Source organism: Chryseobacterium phocaeense, assembly GCF_900169075.1.
Taxonomy (GTDB): Bacteria; Bacteroidota; Bacteroidia; order Flavobacteriales; family Weeksellaceae; genus Chryseobacterium; species Chryseobacterium phocaeense.
In genome coordinates this window covers 3,079,436-3,100,050 of record NZ_LT827015.1, presented here as the reverse complement: position 1 = coordinate 3,100,050, position 20,615 = coordinate 3,079,436, and the positions used below count along the sequence as shown (strand labels likewise).

Here is a 20,615-nt window from a genome sequence, read left to right as displayed (position 1 = left end):
TTTTTCCGTACTTTTGCACCCGGAAATTCATTATTCATCATTAATTTTTATTTAAAAAATGCTTTCGGTTCAAGGTTTAGGATTACATCATTCAGGAAACTATCTGTTTCAAAATACAAATTTCACCATTAAAAAGGATGATAAGGTAGGACTCGTGGGGAAAAACGGAGCAGGAAAATCTACTTTACTGAAGATGCTTTCCGGCGAAATTAATTTCTATGAAGGGAATATTGTCCCTGAAGGAAATATCACCATTGGTTTTCTGAAGCAGGACCTGGATTTTGTGAAAGGAAGAACGGTGTGGAATGAAACCATGCAGGCCTTTGAGCAGATTAATGCATGGAAAACACAGCTGGAAGATGTTAACCATCAGCTGGCGACAAGAACCGATTATGAAAGTGATGCGTATACGGATCTTATCAATAAGATGACGGAGCTGAATGATCTTCTGATGAACCATGACGCCTATAATCTTGAGGGCGATATGGAGAAAATCTTATTTGGATTAGGTTTTAAAGCAGATGATTTTCATAAAATTACCGATGAATTTTCCGGAGGTTGGAGAATGAGAATCGAGCTGGCCAAACTGCTGCTTCAAAAGAATGACATCATGCTTCTCGATGAGCCTACCAACCACCTGGATATGGAATCCATCATCTGGCTGGAAAACTTCCTGAAAGATTATCCCGGGGCCATTGTTCTGGTAAGCCACGACAAACAGTTTATGACGGCGGTTTGTAACAGGACCTTCGATATCAATAATAAAAAAGTAGACGACTATAAAGCCAACTATTCCAAATATCTTATCATGCGTGAGGAGCGCCGTGAGAAACTGATCCAGGCGAAAAAGAATCAGGACTCAGAGATCAAGCAGATGGAAGACAATATTAATAAGTTCCGTGCCAGTGCTACAAAAGCATCGTTCGCACAGTCGCTTATTAAAAAGCTGGATAAGATAGAGCGTATTGAAGTGGATAATGAAGACGTTTCAAAATTCAATATCCGTTTCGTACAGTCTATGGTGCCCGGAAAAGTAATTTTTGAAGCGGAACATTTAGGAAAAGCATACGGAAATAAACAGATCTTTGATAAGGTAGATTTTATTGTTCAGAGAGGAGACCGTATTGCGCTACTGGGGCAGAACGGACAGGGAAAAACCACGCTGGCGAAAATTCTTGCCGGTGACATTAAAGATTATTCCGGAACCTGGAACCTTGGGCACAACGTAAACATCGGATACTTTGCACAGAACCAGGAAGAGGTACTGACTCCAAACAAAACGGTTCTGGAGGAAGCTGAAGATGCGGCTACGGAAGAAACCAGACCGAGGGTAAGAGATCTTTTAGGATCATTCCTTTTCCAGGGAGATGCTGTAACCAAGAAAACCAAAGTGCTTTCCGGGGGAGAAAGAAACCGTCTGGCACTGTGTAAACTGCTGCTTCGTCCTTTCAATACCCTGATTATGGATGAGCCTACCAACCACCTTGATATTCAGTCTAAGGAAATTATCAAGCTGGCTTTGCAGAATTTTGAAGGAACATTAATTGTGATTTCTCACGACAGGGAATTCCTGGACGGACTTTGTGATAAGATCTATGAATTCCGTGACGGAAGGATGAAAGAATTCCTCGGAAGTGTGGGAGAATATCTTGAATACAGACAAAAGGAAACTTTAAGAGAAATTTCTGCCGAAAAAGCAAAACTTCATAAAGATGATGTGAAAGTTGAGGCAAAACCGGCACCGAAAGAAGTGAAAGTTGAAGAAAAATCCTCAACGATTGTCAGCAAAGAGCAGAAAAACATTCAAAATAAGTTAAAGAAGGTAGAAGAGAGGATTTCTGAGCTTGAGGCAGAAGTTGAAACAATGGAAGCCTCATTTGCAAAAGAAAACCCTTCTGAAGAAACGTTGGAAAAATATAACAAAGCGAAAGAAGATCTGGATCTTGCCTTGCAGGAATGGGAGCATTTGGGAACTCAGCTTGATTAATAGGAGTGATTGGGTTTGAGAGTGGAAGCGTTTGAGAGTTATGAGTTATGAGTTATGAGTTATGAGTTGCTGGTTGACAGTTAAAAGTTTCTGGTTTCCTATTTCACAGCTAATATCTGAAAATCTGATGTCTGAAATCTGGCATCTTGATTCTTGATTCTTGATTCTCGTCTCCAATCCTCCTCTCCTGTAACAAAAAAAATCATTCAGCGACGTATTGTATAGTTTTTTTCATAAAACTTAAATTATTTTTATAATTTTACCCTTATGATTTTTAAGGAAAGCAGAAATCTGAAGAATTTTATCTCAAAGCTATTGTTTGGGATTTACTTCATTGCGCTGTTTTCCCAGAGTTTTCACCATCATGATACGATGGATTATTTTAAGAGTTTCAATCTTAAGAAGACCGAAAATACCGTTACTAAAGCTTTTGCTAAAGACAAACCGGGCGACTGTCTGGCATGTCATTTCTTAGCAACCGGAAATACATTGATTCCTGAGGAGTTCAGTTTTACTTTTGAACATTTTGCGCACGAAGTAAAGCAAAGTATTGCGATTCAGGAAAAGATATGGTCACAGACCAAATTCACTTTTCAGCTTCGGGGGCCTCCCGCAGTTTCATAAATCATAGATTTTTATTGGCTTTAATTGGGTTTAAAGTTCAATATTGGGGTAATGTTGTCTGATACAGGATTCTGGTTTCGGGGTCTGAGAATTCAGAGGGCTTTAGAGTTGGTGAGTTGGGATCTGCTTATTTGCGATTCTTAAACTTAGAGCTCAGCATCTTTCTTAAATCTCAAGATCTTATTCAGGCATCTGAGTCATCAGTCATTAATACATTTTACATTGTACAATTAGCATCCCCCTTCAACAAAATTTTTACGAAAAATGTACCTGAAAAAGGTACGCAATCAATCTATTTGACAATGAAATTGATATATAGTCTGATGTTGGTCCTTTGCGGACTTACATTGTTCAATGCACAAAAAACCTATACTGTAGCAGGAACCGTTCAGGATTTTCACGATAAAACATTGCTGGAAAATGCAGTGGTGAATATCGGCGGATTTACAGCTAAAACAGACAGTAAGGGGAAGTTTATATTCAGCAAAATTCCTGCGGGAAACTATACACTCATTGCTAAACACCCTGATTGTGATGATTATACTGAAAATATAGGAGTCGGTCAGGATGTACATTTAACCATTACCCTGGAGCATCACAGTAAGGATATTGAAACGGTGACCATCCATGGAAGCCATAAAACAAAAGGCTCCGTGATTATGAGAACGCTTGATAAAACTGAAATCGAGAGGAATTCCACTGAGAATTTAGGGAATTTATTATCTAAGCTTTCAGGTGTCACTGCATTGAAAACCGGTAATAATATTACAAAACCGGTAATCCGGGGTTTGTACGGAAGCCGGATTTCTATTGTAAACAATGGGGTGAAAATGGCAGAGCAGGAATGGGGAGTAGAGCATGCCCCAAACATTGATGTGAATGATTTTGAACATATTGATGTTATTAAAGGTGCATCCGCTTTGAAGTATGGGAACGAAGGAGTTGGCGGAGTTGTGGTTTTGGAACCCGCAGTTTTACCAAAGAAAGACACCATTATGGGAAATCTCAAACTTTCTGGGATTTCCAGTGGAAAGGGAGGTGAAATTTCAGCTAACGTTGCTAAAACATGGGAAAACCAATGGTTTGTGAAAACCGGTGGAAGTTACAGAAAAACAGGAGACCAATATGTTCCGAATCATACGTTGCAGAATACCGGAATGGAATTTAATTCTTTTAATTTCGTATTTGGGAAGCATAGTTTTCTCCAGGGTTTTGATATTTCATATAGCGGAATCAATCAGGAATTTGGAATTTATAAAGGAGCGCATCTGTCGAGTCCTGAGGATTTTTACAATGCGGTTAATTTTGGACAGCCTTTTTATCTGGATCAGTTTTCCTATGATATAGACAACCCTAAGCAGGAAGTAGAGCATCATATTGCAAAACTTTCGGCGTACAGAAGATTTGCTGATTTTGGGAAACTGACTTTTCAGTACAGCTTTCAGCTAAACCGACGAAAAGAGTTTGACATCAGAAAAGGAGAGCTTAGCGAGCTGCCTTCAATGGATTTGCGGTTAATTACTCATTCGGCAAGCTTAGTCCATTTAATTGAACGAACAAATTGGAGTCTGGAAAGCGGAATTTCTGCGGCTTTTCAGGATAATTTTCCTGATCCGGCAACCAAGGCCAGACGTTTGATTCCTGATTATTACAGATATGACGGCGGGGCTTTTTCTGTTTTTAAATATCGTTTCAATTCAAAATTCAATGCAGAAGCTGCAGTGCGATATGATTTCAGCAGATATGATGCTTATAAATATTATGATTCTGATAAGTGGAATGATAACTATGCTGACATTTTTCCACAATTTTTTGTGAGTGAATCCGGAAGCAGAACATTAACAAGGCCGATTTTGGACTATCATAATTTTTCTGCTAATATCGGGCTGGATTACAAACCAATACAGAGTCTTGAATTTAAACTGAATTTGTCAAGGGCAGACAGAAGTCCGAATGCGGCAGAGCTTTTTTCGGATGGGCTGCATCATTCGGCGGCTGTGATGGAAGAGGGTAATTTGAGCATCAAAAAAGAAACGGTTTATAATATTAATCTTTCATTGGCCGGTCACTTTAATGTTCTGAAAGGTCTTCATATTGAAGCCAATCCCTATTTTATGATTTCTGATAATTTTGTCAATCAGATTCCGACAAGTGTCTTAAATACAAACAGAGGGGTTTTTCCTGTTTGGTCTTACCAGCAGATTAAAGCAAGAATCTACGGTTTGGATGCCGATGCGGAATTATCGATCCTGGATAATTTAAAATGGAGATCCGGATTCAGTATTTTGAGAGGTGATGATCTTTCGAATAATGAGCCATTAATTCTGATGATGCCTGCAAAGCTGAGAAATTCTATTGAGCTTAATCTGAATAAACCTAAGAATTTCTATGTCACTTTGGAAAACGAAAATACATTTAAACAGAATCATTTTCCTATAAGGAATTTACCGGTAACATTTATTAAAGACGGTGTGGAAAGAAATGAAATCGTGGATTTTAGTTCTACTCCTGCTGCGTTTACATTATTCAATGCTTCGGTTGGAGCAGATTTATTTAAAAATCTGAATTTAAATTTCAGAATCAACAACATTTTTAACGTAGAGTACCGGGAATATCTGAACAGACTCAGGTATTATATGTACGAACCCGGAAGGAATTTCGTCGTTACTCTTAAATACAATTTCTAATTATTACAACTTAAAATTTACATTAAAATGAAAAAATTCATCAATATAACATTAGTCCTTTTTGCAGCTCTTTTAGTTTTCTCTTGTCGAAATGATGACGACGCAATTCCTGAAGATGTTCACGAGCACGACGAAATAGGGAAAGTGGTTCTTAAACTTACAAATAAGGCTGATGCAACGGATATACAGACTTTAAATGTTATTTCAGGTGTTGCGGATGGTCACTTGCATCTGCACGCAGGAGATACTTATCTGGCAGAATTGGATTTCCAGATTAAACATGACGACCACTATCATTCATCAGAGGAAATTGTGGAAGAAAAAGATCATCATTTTATTACATATGCTCCTGCCAATGCAGATATCGTTGTACTGAGAGCTGCAAACGATATAGTGAGAACAGACGGTCAGAAGTTAGGTTTAAAAACTGAATGGACAGTTAATTCTACTCAGGCGACAGGTAAAATGAATATCAAACTTATTCATGGCCCTACATCTGTTAACCAGAACTATCCCTCAGCAACAAATCAATTGGGGCAGACTACTGGTGGGGAAAGTGATGTAGACATTACTGTTGATGCCCATTAATCCCATTATTTGATTTTGTTACCAAAAACCACTGGAATGTATCCGGTGGTTTTTTATTTGATGAGGGAGGATTAAAGTCATATAATACTTTTTAAACAATTAAATCTTTTTCTGACCGAACGATAATGAAGTTGAATCTCTTTTAACAATATTTGGCTTTTTAAGTTGGTTTTAGTTGAGTGATTTTCATAAAAATTTCATATTTTTGCAACCTAAAATTTTAATCAATAATGAAGGTTACCGCAAAAAACCATGATGATGTAAGTGCATTGCTTACAGTGACATTGGAAAAATCTGACTACAAAGAAAAAGTAGATAAGCAGTTGATTAATTATGCTAAAAATGCGCAAGTTCCTGGTTTCAGAAAAGGGAAAGTGCCTTTGAGTATGGTTAAAAAACAATATGAAGCAGGTATTGCATTCGAAGAAATCAACAAGCAGGTTTCTGACGCATTGAACAACTATGTTAATGAAAACAAATTAAGACTAGTTGGCCAGCCTGTTCCTCAGCCAGTAAACGAATTGGATTATAACGCTGCTCAAATTGAAGTGGCTTTCGAAGTAGGATATGAGCCTGAATTCACTATAGATCTTTCTAAATATGAAGCACCTCACTATAAAGTAGAGGCTTCCGACAAAGAAATTACAAAAAGTATTGAGAACATGCAGAAGCGTTTTGCAGAGCAGGTTCCTCAGGATAAAATCACTAAAGATTCTTACATAGCTTTGGAAATTTCTCAGGTTGTAGAAGAAGATGCTGAAGGAGAACATAACCACCACCCAAAAAATGCTACCATTACTGCTGAAAACAAAGAAGCTTTCAAATTGGTAAAAGCGTTGAAAATGGACGGTTCTGTAAAAGTATCTAAAGAAACTCTTGCAGAGAATGAAGAATTAGCTAAAGAATTAGGATTCTCTAAAGAAGAAGTGGAGCATTTACACCACGCTGAAGTAGAAGTTAAAGTAAAAGATTTCTATTCACTGAACTTAGCTGAGCTTAACCAGGAATTATTCGACAAAGTATACGGAGAAGGGACTATCAAATCTGAAGAAGAGCTTAAAGAAAAAGTAAAATCTGAATTGGATGAGTACTTCCAGCAGAATGCTGACGTTCACTATGTGAATAAAGTATTGGAGCAGGTTACTGAAAAAGAAGAAGTAAAACTTCCTGAAGAATTCCTTGTAAAATGGTTATTATTCTCTAACCAGAATATCCAGTCTGAAGAGCATGCTAAAGAAGTTCTTAATGCAGAGAAAAACCAGTTAAGATACCAGATCATTGAAGGAAAATTAATGACTGATAACGAGATCCAGTTAGACTACGCTGATGTATTGGCTCAGGCTGAGCAGTTGGTAAGAAACCAGTTGGCGATCTACGGAATTCACCACTTAGGAGATGAAGAGATCCAGAAATATGCTGTTGAAATGTTGAAAGATCAGGAGCAGGTAAGACAAATTTCTTCTGAAGTAGCAATGGCTAAACTGAAAGACGTTATCCTTGAAAAAGGTGGAAAAAAAGAAACTAAAATCTCTCACGATGAGTTTTTAGAAGAACTTAAGAAATAATTTTATTTCAATATAAATATTTGAAAACCTCCGCGCAATCGGAGGTTTTTTTATGTCTATGTATTAATGTAACTTCCGCTTTATCAAATCAACTTGTTGATTCTTCTTAGCTTCCTTAAAATCAATACTATAATGATAAAACTTTTCGTGAAAAAAAAGCTTCTCGCAGATCTTGCCGATTACGCAGATTTTTAATCTGAACAAGTAATATTGAAGAATTTAACTTCATAAAAAAACGAATCACTACTTAAAGAGAAGTTCATCCAATATTCTTAAAAACTTAATAAGAATCTTAATGGTTTAAAAAGCATTAAAAATTAAAATCCGTTAAAAAATCTTAATGTATACCCCGAGAATTATAAACTATCCAAGGATTAATGTTCCGTGGCTTAGTTGTTGTGTGCAATATTCCTATATTTACATCCTAAACTTATTATAGATATGAAAAAGATCATCATTCCGTTTTTCTGTGCCGTACTTTTTTCAGTACCTGCAACAGCTCAGCAGACCAGTACAGCTCCCGCAAAGACGGAAGTTGTAAAATCCAAACTTACCCCAAACCAGGTTGTTGATAATTACTTCAAAGCTTTGGGAGGCAAGGCCAAATTAGAAGCCGTAAAGTCTAGCATTACAGATAATACACTTAATGTTCAGGGGATGGACGTCACCATGAGCACAATGAAACAGGGCAATAAATTCAAATCCGTGCAGACCGCTATGGGACAGAAAGTAACCCAGGTGTTCGACGGTGAAAAAGGGTATATTGAAAGAGCAGGCCAGAAATCTGATTTCCCGGCTGAGACTATTGCTGAGCTTAAAAAAGGAACTACCATTGAAGCCTTGGCATTCAATCCTACCACTTTTAAGGAAGTAACCGTTGAGAAAATGGGCGATAAAGATTACAATGTATTATCCTCAGAAAAAGGAAAATTTTTCTTTGATCCGGCTACGGGACTTTTGTATAGCTCAGTAGCAGGAGAGGGAACGGTTACCGTAAAGAATTATATGACCGTTGATGGGCTGAAATTCCCGTCAGAAGTAGATATTGAAGGAAAAGGTCAGAAAATGACAATAAAAACAACGAAAATTGTTTTGAATACAGGCGTTTCTGATGCAGATTTCAAATAAAAAGTAATGTTTTACGAAATAAAAGCCGGATGTTTTCCGGCTTTTTTGTTGACTTTTTAATTTTAACTCAACTTTAACTATAATATGAATTTTTCCATTTCTTAAGCTGGTGAATAATTGATAATTTTAGTCCGAAATAAAATCAAATTATATGAAGAAAGTTTTATCCTCATTTGCAGTGATCTTCCTGATGTCTGCGAATGTTTTCGGACAGAACATCCCAATGGATCCTTCTGTGAGAATCGGTACTCTTCCCAACGGAATGAAGTACTACATCAAAAAAAACTCATTACCTGAAAAGAAAGTAGATTTCCGTCTGGCCATCAATGCCGGATCTATTCTGGAAGATGAAAACCAGAGAGGTCTAGCCCACTTTATGGAGCATATGAACTTTAACGGAACCAAGAATTTTCCGGACAACAAGCTGGTAGATTTCCTGCAGTCTATCGGAGTGAAATTCGGACAACACCTTAACGCCTACACCAGCTTTGATGAAACCGTATACATGCTTCCTGTTCCGCTGGATAAGCCGGGTAACCTGGACGCCGGACTGAAAGTAATGGAAGACTGGGCTTTTAATGCCACGCTTTCAGATGCACAGATTAATAAAGAAAGAGGAGTAGTTCTTGAAGAGTTGAGATTAGGACTCGGTGCTGATAAAAGAATGGCGGATAAATATCTTCCTAAATTATTATACAAATCCCAGTATGCGGACAGACTTCCGATCGGTAAAAAAGAAGTTCTGGAAAACTTTAAACCGGATGTGATCAGAAAATTCCACCAGGACTGGTACAGACCGGACCTGATGGCAATAGTTGTGGTAGGAGACATCAATGTAGATGAGGTTGAAAAAAAGGTTAAAGATAACTTCGGGAAATATAAAAATCCTTCAAAGCCGAGAGAAAGAAAAGTATTTGATCTTCCGAATCATAAAGAAACATTGGTAGCCATAGAAACGGACCCGGATGCTACCAGCTCAATGGTTCAGTTCATCATGAAAGATGCTGATGCCTACCAGCCGGATGTTACAGTGGAACAATACAACCAGAGCATTGTAGAAGGACTTTCTACAACAATGCTGAATAACAGGCTGAGAGAGCTTATCAATTCAAACAATCCTCCATTTACCTACGGATCCGTTTATCATGGAGGAACCTATGCCAGAACCAAGGAAGCTTTCCAGGGATTTGCGATGGTGAAAGAAGGAAACCAGCTGAACGCTTTGAAAGTTCTTCTGGAAGAGGTGGAAAGAGCAAAAAGATTCGGGTTTACCCAGTCTGAACTGGACAGGGCTAAAGCGCAGATGATCTCCAATATTGAAAGATCTTACAACAACCGCGATAAAACGGAAAGTGATATGCTGGTTGATGAGTATGTAAGAAATTTCCTGGAGCAGGAGCCAATGCCGGGAATTGCATGGGAATATGAGGATACCAAGTCTTTCCTGCCTAAGGTTACCCTGGCTCAGACCAATGAAATCATCAAAAAAATGGTGAAAGATGACAGCCGTGTCATCGTGATTACAGGTCCTAAAAAAGATAACGTGACCATGCCTACAGAAGCTATGGTGATGAATACTTTTGAAACGGTAAAAATGGCTGATCTTAAACCTTACGAAGAGAAAGCAGCTATTAAAAACCTGGTAAAACCATTTAAATCAGAAGGAAAAATTGCTAAAACTGAAACCGATGCCAAGCTGGGTACTACAACCTGGACGTTAAGCAACGGAGCTAAAGTTACCTTCAAGAAAACTGATTTCAAAGATGACGAAATTGTTTTCTCCGCAAGAAGCTTAGGAGGAAATTCCCTGATCTCCGATGCAGATTTCATTAAAACCCAGTTTGCTTTTGGAGCCCTTTCCGAGGCTGGAGTAAGTGGACTTTCCAAGGCAGACCTTACTAACTATCTTGCCGGGAAACAGGCCAGCGTAAATCCAATGGTAGGCCCTTACTTCGAAGGAGTTTCCGGAAGATCTTCACAGAAAGACCTGGGAACGGCTATGGAGCTTATGTATGCCTATTTTACAGACCTGAATTACAATCCTGCTGCATTTAATGCTTACAAAGAAAAGCAGTCTGCCATGCTGGATAACCTACTGTCTAACCCTCAGGCTTATTTCTCCAATGAACATGCGAAGTTCATGAACCAGAAAAACCCTAGATTTATAGGATTGTTCCCGATGGCAAAAGACTGGGCGAATACAGATTATAAAAAAGCGTACGATATTTATAAAGAGAAATTTGCCAATGCCGGAAACTTCCAGTTCTATTTCGTAGGCAATGTAGACGAAGCCAAACTTAAAGATTTGGTTCTTCAATATATCGGAGGTCTTCCTACTTCCGGAAAAACAGCCACTTTCAAAGATACCGGGTACAGACAGCTGACCGGAGACCATGCTAAAATATACAAAAAAGGAAAAGATCCTAAGAGTTTGGTAACCATCTCTTATAGTGGAGAAGCCCCTTACAATGAGAAAGAAGCTCTTGCCCTTGCAGCACTTGGGGAAGTAGCTACGATCAAGGTGATTGAGAAGCTTAGAGAGGATGAAAGCGGTATCTACGGCGGTGGAGCAAGAGGAGGAATGAACAAAATTCCTTACAGCTCTTATAATTTCAGCATCAGCTTCCCTTGCGGACCTGAAAATGCAGAAAAACTTACAAAAAGTGCAGTAGCTGAACTTCAGAAACTGATAGACAAAGGTCCTGAACAGAAAGATCTTGACAAATACAAAGAAGGAGAATACAACGACAACAAGACAGAGCTTAAAGACAATATGTTCTGGCTGAGCGCCCTTTCTAAAAACCAGCTGGATGGCAGTGACAAATACGATATCCTGAACTATCAGGAAAAAGTAAAAGCACTTACCGTAAAAGACCTTCAGGATGTGGCTAAGAAATACCTTTCCAAAGGGAAAATTACCGCTACCCTGATGCCGGAAGACGGGTGGGAAAATGCTAAAAAAGCTGAAACAAAACCTGCCGTAACAGCAGGAGCTGGTAATTAATATTTTCCACAATAATTGATAAAAAAAACCGCAGATTTTCTGCGGTTTTTTTGTTGTGTTTTTGTCTTGGTTTTCTATTTTGTTCCCATTACATACGTCAAGTTTTGTCGCATCCAGCAGCTAGCTTTGTTTCAGGAACATTCAGAAAGAAAATTAATTGACAAAAATACAGCTTATGAAAAAATTATTTGATGATGACTGGGATGATGATTTATCAGGGTTCAGAGTCATCTCTATAGAAGATTTAAACAAAGGGTTTGCAGGAGATAAAAGTGCTTTGGCAGATACTATAGTCAACAAAGATAATTCTCCCGATTACAGAAGCCCTTTTCATGATTACAGAAAAACTCCGTTAGGATATTCTTATCTTACAGACAATCCGGTATCAGTATTTGCCTCAACCGGAGTAAATGAAAAAGGAGAAAAAGGCTATGAATATTATGCAGAAGTTCTGCCTTGTGAAAGTGGTTCTCAGGTATATGGAAGCTATCAGGCTAATGAAAGAAAGAAGCAGGCCCTATTTCTGTTTTATGAAAAACCTGATCCAAGCAAATCAAACTTTTCAGGGGATTTCTGTATTGCCAAAATGGGAGAGTATTTTGTACAGCTATTCAAAAGATTTCCGGAACCATTGTCCTCCAGTATAAACGGAGAGTTTTTCAGGAATATCACCTCTATGGAAGATGAAGCAGCTTATCTTACACAGCTGGCTTATACTTTTGAAAAGGATAAGATTAATGCTGCTCTTGTGCATAACGCTTTAATGAGAGAATATCAGTTTTATACCGGAGACAAAAGGTTTGAGGAGATTATAGGAAATATGTCTTCTATTCCTGCAGATGCTATTGGATGGTGTGCTGAACAGCTGGAACATATTAAGCCGTCTGAAAAGAACTATAATCCTGAATCTAAAGACTATGCGCCGCTGATTCCTCTTATAGGAGGGATTCCTGTTCCTGTACATATAAATAAGGCGGCACAGTTCTTTGAAGAGGTAGGAGACAATGCTTTTGTTCAGGGTGCTGAAGCTGCTTTTTCAAAGGTGTGGTCTATGGTTGAACAGGCAGCCGGTAAACTTGCGAATGCTTCTATAGATCATCTTCCTGAAGCCTTTAAAAAGATGGTCAATAAAATTTCCGGGGCTATCGGTAATATTAAATCTTTTCTCATCAATGTAAAGGATGATCTTGATGAAATGGCAAAACAGGGTCTGGAAATCCTTAAGCTGCTCAATGCTTTTTATTGCGGTATCCACAGTGGTCTTGTGAGTCTTATACAATGTTTGCTCTATATCCTTGAATTTCTTTTACAGCCGACAACAACTTTTTCTTATCAGCAATATCTTGAAAGGAGGGACCTGATGGAAAAAGCAGAAGATGTACTGGACTGGATTACAGAAAATATTCCTGTATTCTTACAAGGAATTAAAGACCTTTTCAAAACTGGCGGCAGTATTTCGCAGTCTGATATGGAAGGAATACTGGATAAGATGAAAGAATACTTTGGGGAAGTTTCCCGCTACACGGTGGCTTTCTTTGTAGGTATTATTGCTTTCGAGGTATTGATTAATATGCTGCTGGTGATTTTTACAGGAGGTATCGGTAATGTGGTAAAAGGAGAAACTTATCTGGCTAAGATAACGGGTCTTTTAAGAGTACTGGCACGGGAAACCTTTTCCGTGGTCACTTTAGGAATTCCGGATTTGCTGGCTTTTCTTTCAAGATTTATTGTTAGATTTGGAAAAGCTTGCACTAAGGGATTTAAAGGTTTTTTCAGATTTATTGAAGAGCTGATGCAGGGGGCAAAGAATGGGGCGAAGGCGGAGGATCTGGCTGATGAAATGCATGATCTGGAGGAAGTAATCATCAGAGGGAAAAAACTTCAACGAGGAGGAGGTGATCCAACAAAATCTTTTGCCGAAAATGCAGGAATCAGGATAGAAAGATGGTTAAGTGAAACCAAAGTCTTTGGACAGTCTACGGATTACACTTGTGTTTCAACCTCTTTAAGAATGGTGTTGGATGATAAAGGAATTATTAAAAGTGAAAAGTATCTTGCTAGTGCCTTAAACACCACCACAGATGGAGCGAGAATTAAAGATATTCCAGATGCACTATATAACAGCTATTTGGATGATGTGGTTGCTATAGCAGAAAATAAAATAGTTTTACCTAAATTATTAGAAAAACTAGAAGATGGGGATAAAGCAATTGTAAGTTTATGGACGGATGAATTTAGAGGTCATGCTGTAGTACTTGAAAAGGTGGAAGCTGGAAAAGTATTTTTAAGAGATCCTTTACCAATGAATCATGGGACCTCTTATTCAATAAGTTTAGAAGACTTTAAGAAAATATTTAAACAAAAAGCAGTAATTATTAAAAAATAAAGTGATGACAGAATCAGGAAAGCTACAATACAACATAAAAGGAGAAAAACCTTCAAAAGGTTATCAGATTGTTAGGGTGAGAAATATAGTTCATGCAAAGGAGGTTTTGGATAATTTTAAAAGTGCAGTATTGACATTTTTAAAAAATAAAAATCTTCACTATGAAGACCTAAAGTGGGAAGAATTACTTCCTCAGGGAATTGTAAGCAAAATTAAACAGTTAGACGATGATGATTATGGATATGATGAATTACTTTATGATATAGATTCAACTATTTATAATTTCCAAGAGATTAAAGATTGGGAATGGTACAGTTCATTAGATACTGAAAAAGGCTTTGATATTATCGTTAAAGGAAAGTTTAATGCTGGACAATTCATCAGTTTTATCCACTGCCAGAACGTTTCATTAGATAATATCAGGATAATAGATGCAGATAAAGAAGAAATTTATGAGTTAAAAACCATCAAGGATTATACTACCTATAAAATTTTAAAATGATCTTGTAAAAGTTTTTTTGAAATAATCTAATGACAGAATCAGGAAACATACAATACAATATAAAAGGAGAAAAGCCTTCAAAAGGTTATCAGATTATAAGGGTTAGAAATATAACACATTCAAAAGAAGTCTTGGATAATTTTAAAAATGCAGTTCTAACAATTTTAAAAAACAAGAATTTAAGTGATGAAGATCCTAAATGGGAACAATTATTACCACAAGGAATTGTAAATAAATTAAAACAATTAACTGACGACGACTATAAGTACGATGAACTCTTATATAGAGTACATTCAAGTGTTGATAATTTTCTTGATGAAGATATTAAACAATGGGAATGGTATAGTTCTTTAGAAACAGAAAATGGATTTGATATTATAGTAAAAGGGGATTTTAATGCTATGTTTATTGGTTTTATCCACTGCCAGAATGTTCCGCTAGATAATATCCGGATTATAAATGCAGATAAAGAAGAAATTTATGAATTAAAAACGATTAAAGATTATACAACCTATAAAATTTTGAAATAGAACTTCAAAAACCATTTCCGTAGAGGAAATGGTTTTTTATTTTCAAGATTGGGTCAATCTATTTCTTCCCCTCTTTCAGCCTTTTCACTTCATCCTTCAGCAATTCTATATATTCCTGAAGATTTTTAATAACAGCCATGCTCATTTCACTGTTGAAATTGGTAACACTTCCCGTGGCAAAAGATCCCGGGCTGTCATTGAATACCGGATTATGAATAATGGTTTTGGCTTCATCATCCTCATAAATCTCCTCCATAGGAAGCTCCAGGAATCGTGAGATTTTCTCCCATTCATCTCTGAAAATACGTACATCACCGCTTTCTTTTCTGCTGTAGTTGGATACATCAGTGGCTATGATGTCGGCGATCTGCTGCTGGGTATAGCCTTTTTGTTTTCTTATTGCTCGTAATTTTTCTTTTTGCATAGCCGGGTTTTTTACAAAAATGCGAATTTAAATTGTATTCTTAAAATCCTTCGGCATGTTTTTAAAAAATTACCCTTGTCAAGGTTTTAAACCTTGACAAGGGTAAATAAAAAAACCGCAGGAAATCTGCGGTTGTATAATTTAAGAGCCATAAGCGGCTTTCCATTCATCGGCCGCCTCACACAGAACGTCGTAAAAGTCCGTCCCATATTTGCGGGTTAGCGGGGTTTTCAGGAATTTGTATATCGGAACCTGAAGTTCTTTTCCCAGGGCGCATGCATCGCTGCATACACTCCATTCGTGGTAGTTCAGGGCGGTGAAAGTAGAGTATTCCGTGATACGGATCGGGTAGAGGTGGCATGAGATCGGTTTCTGCCAATCAACAGCACCGTCTTCATACGCTTTTTCGATGCCACATTTCGTAATTCCTTTCTCATCAAAAGTGACATACGCACATTCGCGGTCTTCTACCATGGGTGTCACATACATTCCATCCTGCGGATCTGTAGTCCATGTGCCCTGTTCCTCCAGGGCCTTGATGCCTTCCTGGGTAAGATAAGGCTTTATTTTTTCAAAAATACCGTCTAAAATCTCGAGCTCATCCTCGTCCAAAGGAGCGCCTACATCTCCTTCCACACAGCATGCCCCTTTACATTTCGTAAGGTTGCAAATAAATTCTTCGGAAAAAATATCCTCTGAAATCAATTTATCGTCTATCTGAATCATAATCTTTAAAATAAATTAAAATAGGTACCGGCTTTAAAAGTAACCAGACTTATCATGATAAGCCATAAGCTTACCTCCTGCATCCAGTATTTGGGTAAAAATCTCATCATCCTGCTCAGGATAATGCTTGACGGGAATGCCAGAAGCAGTAAATATTCGTAATTTTTATTCATATACAGAATAATAGTCACCAGCTGGGCCAGTGAAAAGACAAGCAGGAAAGTATATTTATACCGGCTTATCGGGCTTTTTTTATTGTAATTTTTAAAATGGTCATATACTGCATAAATAAGCATCAATACGACAGGAATTAATGGAAGCAGATCTGTATAATTGGTCATCGGCTTCATTTTACCGAACGGGAAATAATCAATATTCCAGGTTGTAAAACGGAAAAAAAACATCACGGAAAAATAGCTGAACGCAATCATTACAATTCCCAAAACAAACCGGAATAGATTTAATCCCACTTTTTGAGAGGTGGCAATCACGTGAACGATCACGAAAACAGCCATAGGCCATGTGGTAGGCAGGAAAATAAAATTCAGTGCCACAATGGCCCCTACCAGTACATAGGATTTCTTCCTGATATCTTCATCTGCACTGGTGAGAAGGAGCAGAAGGAAAGAATTCGTAAGCAGTGAAACCGCAATGCCGATATCCAGATTTCCGGGATACAGCCCGAAAACGAAAATGGTATATAAAAATAATGGCAGATGGGTCTGATAATTCAGTGCTATGCTGTGAAAACAGAAATAACCCAAAGCAATTCCCAGAAAAGTTATTCCGGCAACAATAGCTTCGTAAGTGTTGAAATTCAGTATGTTGAATATTGTAACTACTAAAAGAAGAAAACCAATATAAACAGGAATTGAAAAAATATTGCTTTCTTTTGAAAGTAATTTAAACATTTTTTATAAATTTGTACAAAGTTAATTTAAAAAAGGAAAATAATGACGTCTTTCTGGTTATTCTTAAGTAAAGTTTTCAAATGGGCTTTCGGATTTTTTGACACATTTGGAAATGTTCTGAACTGGATTCTATTTACCGTTTGTTGTGTATTATTCATTTACTGGTGCTATGTATTGGTAGTGACACTGGGCGGTGATAAAGACAAAGAATATTATTCTCCTACTGAGGGAAAACACCCTTACTACGATCCTAAGATCTATAAAAAAGAAGGTTAATTAATTGGTTATATAGTAAAAAACCGATCGGACTTTGGTCTGATCGGTTTTTTTATTAACGATTAAAATTCAATTTTTATCTAGTCGTGGATAGGAAGTACAAGTACCGGAACATGGGAATCTTTCGTAAGCCCTTTGGTTAAGCTTCCGATAAAAACATCATAAATTCCGCTTCTTCCGTGCGATCCCATCACAATGTAATCTGCATTCTTAGCCCTTGCATATTCCAGGATGGTATCCTTTGCGATCCCCTGTTTTAAAAGATGCTCGCAGTCTACATCATGGGCAATGATCCTCTGCTCAATCTTATTCAGCTGTACCAGTTCCTCCCTGATCTCATTGGCTTCCACTTCAGGAAAATATTGATATCCCATATCACCGATGGCAAAACCAATATCCGAAGGTGCCACGTGAATCAGAAAAATCCTGCCGTTCAGTTGTTTTGCAAATTTTACGGCTCCGTCTACAAGCTGTTCTGTTTTATCCCCAAAATCTACGGGTAGTACAATATTTATCATGACCTTTCATTTTGTTATTCCTAAAGGTAAGAAAAAAAGCCGGATTTTTTATGTTAAATACTTATAATATTCGGATATCAAGAATTTTATCATCCTTCAGATAAGCTTCCAGTACATCATTCTCATGTACCTGCCCCACACCTTTCGGAGTTCCGGTGAAAATAAGATCTCCCACTCTCAGCGTGAAATATTGAGAAGCAAAAGCAATAATATCATCAAAGCTGAAAATCATATCTTTGGTATTACCGTTCTGAACTTTTTCTTTATTTTGAAGTAACGAAAACTGAAGGCTTTCAAGATCATAATTCTCCTTTTTAAAGAAATTTCCCACTACCGCAGAGCCGTCAAAACCTTTGGCCAGCTCCCAGGGAAGTCCTTTGGATTTAAGTTCACTCTGAAGATCCCTTGCCGTGAAATCTATTCCCAGACTGATCTCATCATAATGTTTATGGGCAGTTTCTTTCTGAATGTATTTTCCTCCCTTTGAAATCTTTAGAACAACTTCAAGCTCATAATGAACATCATTGGAAAATTCAGGAATATAAAAATCATTTCCTTTCAAGACCGCGGTGTCCGGTTTCATGAAAATAACCGGTTTTTCGGGGATTTCATTTCCTAATTCCTTAGCATGCTCACTATAGTTTCTTCCTATACAAATGATTTTCATAATGATCTGTTGTTTATATTGTTGCTGCCGCACATTGTACTTTAATGACGGCAGGATTTTATAAATTAATGCTTAAACTCATTACCACAGTAATAGCAGTGGTAAAGGTTGGATGGTGTTTTTAACGGTAAACCCAGAAGCAGTACACTGATGCCGAAAACCCCGCCCGGTTTCTCGTCCTGGTAAATATGATTCGAGCCGCATTTCGGGCATACAAAATCAAATTCAGCATTTTCAATGGTATGCTCTACCTCAAGAGAATATGCGTCATTATCATTATAATCCTGAAGAATTTTTTTTGCCTTTTCCAGATCATCCTCAAAAACCTGAAGCTGAATACCACCCACAGCCTGTGAAAGCAGCCAGTCCGACTGTATCAGCTGCTCATTGGCAATGAAACTATTCACTCCGTTATCCGCAAGAATTTGTTTATCCCTGTTGGCTTCAAGGGCAGTTTCATAAAATTTAAACTTAACTAAGCTTGACATTTTCTAAAATTTACTGGAAAGTTGGATCTTCGTAAATACCTTTTTGGTGTACAGCGGGAAATCCGCATTCTGAAGCCATCCGTAATAACCCAGATCCTTCTGGAAAACAGCTTTTACCCCCTGGCCTTTGTATTTTCCAAAGTTGAAAACAGCTTCCGACTTGTCATTATAGCCGATAAACCCTGCCAGATCTGCATTCTTGTTGTGGAAAGTGAATTCACTTAAAGGAGCGATCTCATTCGGAATATCGTCATACTTTCCAACCTGTGCATCCAGCACCTCGAAAGTAGCCATCACATCAGCCTCCGCAGAATGGGCGTTTTCCAGCACCTTTCCGCAGTAAAACTGGTAAGCAGCGCCTAAATTTCTGGGCTCTTTTTTATGGAAAATAGTCTGGGCATCCACCAGCCTGAATTTACTCAGGTCAAAATCCATTTCTACCCTCAATAGCTCTTCTGCCAGAAGCGGAACATCAAATCGGTTAGAATTAAACCCTCCCAGGTCACTTCCTGATAGCATTTCCATCACTTTTGGAGCAATCTCCCTGAAGGTTGGAGCATCCTTTACATCTTCATTATAAATGCCATGGATTTCGCTGGATTCAGCAGGAATAGGCATTTCCGGGTTCACACGCCATGTTTTGCTTTCTCTGGAAGCATCCGGATTTACTTTTAAAATACAGATTTCTACAATTTTATCCTTCCCGATATTGGTTCCGGTGGTTTCAAGATCAAAGATACAGAGAGGTTTATGGAGCTTTAAATTCATGTTGTTAATTTGAAAATTTGATAATGTATTAATTTGAAAATGTGCTGATTTTTACTTCACTAATTTGCAAGATACAAACTTCTAAAGTCTGATATCTGATATCCGACGTCTGAAATCTAGCCCAGCTGCCTCTGAAAAACCAGCGATACTACTATATAATAAATAACAAGCATTGGAATACCTACAATCTGAAATAGGATCAGAATGGCAATTCCGCCGGCTAATAAAATCACTTTCGGGTAATTGTCCTGCAGCTTCTTCGATTTAAATTTCATCGCCATCATTTTAATCGGGCTGATCAGAAGCCATGACGTAATAACCGTTAATGCAATCAGAAATAATGGATTGTCAAATAAAAATCCAAAAGTTCCGGTTTCTTTAAAAGCATAGTATAATCCAAATAGCAGTACGGTGTTGGTTGGCGTATTCAGCCCCTTGAAATAATAACGCTGTTCCTCATCAAGATTGAATATAGCAAGTCTGAGGCACGAGAAAACCGTCACCAGAAGACCAATATAGCTGATATCAAAAGGGAGATGCAGTCCCAGGATCTCATTTCCGAACGGCTCCAGAGCCTTATACATCGTAAGCCCCGGAATCAGCCCGAAACTTACCATATCCGCAAGGGAATCCAGCTGAAGCCCGAGATTGGAATTGGATTTTACCGCACGGGCAACAAATCCGTCAAAAAAATCAAATATGGAAGACAGGATCAAACAGATTGCCGTTGTCTGGTAATCTCCCAGGATAAGATGGATCGCACCTACACAGCCCGCGAACAAATTGGCAAGGGTCAGTGCATTGGCAAGATTATTTTTTATGAAATTCATGACAGC

19 protein-coding genes are annotated in these 20,615 nt (G+C 37.9%); 11 read left to right on the top strand and 8 right to left on the bottom strand.

Annotated elements, in window-relative coordinates; all coding sequences use genetic code 11:
- The first annotated feature begins 58 nt into the window (after positions 1-58).
- From B7E04_RS20875 to B7E04_RS20830, 10 genes are all read left to right on the top strand, one after another.
- A complete protein-coding gene (locus B7E04_RS20875) occupies positions 59-1,987 on the top strand; it encodes an ATP-binding cassette domain-containing protein (protein ID WP_080780447.1) in 1,929 nt (642 codons plus the stop codon).
- A 267-nt stretch (positions 1,988-2,254) separates the two neighbouring features.
- Positions 2,255-2,611 (top strand): hypothetical protein, encoded by a 357-nt coding sequence (locus tag B7E04_RS20870; RefSeq protein WP_165439483.1) that lies wholly within the window; start codon positions 2,255-2,257, stop codon positions 2,609-2,611.
- Between the two features lie 302 nt (positions 2,612-2,913).
- Complete coding sequence (locus tag B7E04_RS20865; RefSeq protein WP_080780446.1) at positions 2,914-5,298, top strand: TonB-dependent receptor; 2,385 nt, start codon at positions 2,914-2,916, stop codon at positions 5,296-5,298.
- 27 nt (positions 5,299-5,325) lie between these two features.
- Positions 5,326-5,886 (top strand): hypothetical protein, encoded by a 561-nt coding sequence (locus B7E04_RS20860; RefSeq protein ID WP_080780445.1) that lies wholly within the window; start codon positions 5,326-5,328, stop codon positions 5,884-5,886.
- Positions 5,887-6,116: 230 nt separating this feature from the next.
- Complete coding sequence (locus tag B7E04_RS20855; protein WP_080780444.1) at positions 6,117-7,451, top strand: trigger factor; 1,335 nt, start codon at positions 6,117-6,119, stop codon at positions 7,449-7,451.
- Between the two features lie 441 nt (positions 7,452-7,892).
- On the top strand, positions 7,893-8,579 hold the full coding sequence (locus B7E04_RS20850; protein WP_080780443.1) for a hypothetical protein: 687 nt from the start codon (positions 7,893-7,895) through the stop codon (positions 8,577-8,579).
- Between the two features lie 151 nt (positions 8,580-8,730).
- Positions 8,731-11,583 (top strand): M16 family metallopeptidase, encoded by a 2,853-nt coding sequence (locus tag B7E04_RS20845; protein ID WP_080780442.1) that lies wholly within the window; start codon positions 8,731-8,733, stop codon positions 11,581-11,583.
- A 175-nt stretch (positions 11,584-11,758) separates the two neighbouring features.
- On the top strand, positions 11,759-13,969 hold the full coding sequence (locus B7E04_RS20840) for a cysteine peptidase family C39 domain-containing protein (RefSeq protein ID WP_139785466.1): 2,211 nt from the start codon (positions 11,759-11,761) through the stop codon (positions 13,967-13,969).
- A 4-nt stretch (positions 13,970-13,973) separates the two neighbouring features.
- The gene (locus B7E04_RS20835) at positions 13,974-14,471 is read left to right on the top strand and encodes a hypothetical protein (RefSeq protein ID WP_080780440.1); all 498 of its coding nucleotides are present in this window, start codon (positions 13,974-13,976) and stop codon (positions 14,469-14,471) included.
- 29 nt (positions 14,472-14,500) lie between these two features.
- On the top strand, positions 14,501-15,001 hold the full coding sequence (locus B7E04_RS20830) for a hypothetical protein (RefSeq protein WP_080780439.1): 501 nt from the start codon (positions 14,501-14,503) through the stop codon (positions 14,999-15,001).
- Positions 15,002-15,059: 58 nt separating this feature from the next.
- On the opposite strand, the gene B7E04_RS20825 is transcribed toward B7E04_RS20830, so the two are convergent.
- From B7E04_RS20825 to B7E04_RS20815, 3 genes are all read right to left on the bottom strand, one after another.
- The gene (locus B7E04_RS20825) at positions 15,060-15,425 is read right to left on the bottom strand and encodes a helix-turn-helix transcriptional regulator (protein WP_080780438.1); all 366 of its coding nucleotides are present in this window, start codon (positions 15,423-15,425) and stop codon (positions 15,060-15,062) included.
- Positions 15,426-15,566: 141 nt separating this feature from the next.
- Positions 15,567-16,151: a DUF3109 family protein gene (locus B7E04_RS20820; RefSeq protein WP_080780437.1), complete on the bottom strand. Its 585-nt coding sequence runs from the start codon at positions 16,149-16,151 to the stop codon at positions 15,567-15,569.
- A 5-nt stretch (positions 16,152-16,156) separates the two neighbouring features.
- A complete protein-coding gene (locus B7E04_RS20815) occupies positions 16,157-17,062 on the bottom strand; it encodes a DUF6427 family protein (RefSeq protein ID WP_080780436.1) in 906 nt (301 codons plus the stop codon).
- Positions 17,063-17,104: 42 nt separating this feature from the next.
- On the opposite strand from B7E04_RS20815, the gene B7E04_RS20810 reads away from it, so the two are divergent.
- Positions 17,105-17,338, top strand: coding sequence for a DUF6341 family protein (locus tag B7E04_RS20810; RefSeq protein WP_062649610.1), 234 nt, complete (start codon positions 17,105-17,107; stop codon positions 17,336-17,338).
- Positions 17,339-17,418: 80 nt separating this feature from the next.
- Here B7E04_RS20810 and B7E04_RS20805 read toward each other — a convergent pair whose 3' ends face one another.
- The 5 genes from B7E04_RS20805 to B7E04_RS20785 form a co-directional block, all read right to left on the bottom strand.
- Entirely contained in the window at positions 17,419-17,856 is a 438-nt protein-coding gene (locus B7E04_RS20805) for a universal stress protein (RefSeq protein ID WP_062649608.1), read from the bottom strand.
- A gap of 61 nt (positions 17,857-17,917) precedes the next feature.
- On the bottom strand, positions 17,918-18,523 hold the full coding sequence (locus B7E04_RS20800; RefSeq protein WP_080780435.1) for a fumarylacetoacetate hydrolase family protein: 606 nt from the start codon (positions 18,521-18,523) through the stop codon (positions 17,918-17,920).
- Between the two features lie 65 nt (positions 18,524-18,588).
- A complete protein-coding gene (locus tag B7E04_RS20795; protein WP_080780434.1) occupies positions 18,589-19,011 on the bottom strand; it encodes a putative signal transducing protein in 423 nt (140 codons plus the stop codon).
- Positions 19,012-19,014: 3 nt separating this feature from the next.
- Complete coding sequence (locus tag B7E04_RS20790; protein WP_062649600.1) at positions 19,015-19,779, bottom strand: 3'-5' exonuclease; 765 nt, start codon at positions 19,777-19,779, stop codon at positions 19,015-19,017.
- A 116-nt stretch (positions 19,780-19,895) separates the two neighbouring features.
- Complete coding sequence (locus B7E04_RS20785; protein WP_080780433.1) at positions 19,896-20,609, bottom strand: CDP-alcohol phosphatidyltransferase family protein; 714 nt, start codon at positions 20,607-20,609, stop codon at positions 19,896-19,898.
- Between the last annotated feature and the right edge of the window lie 6 nt (positions 20,610-20,615).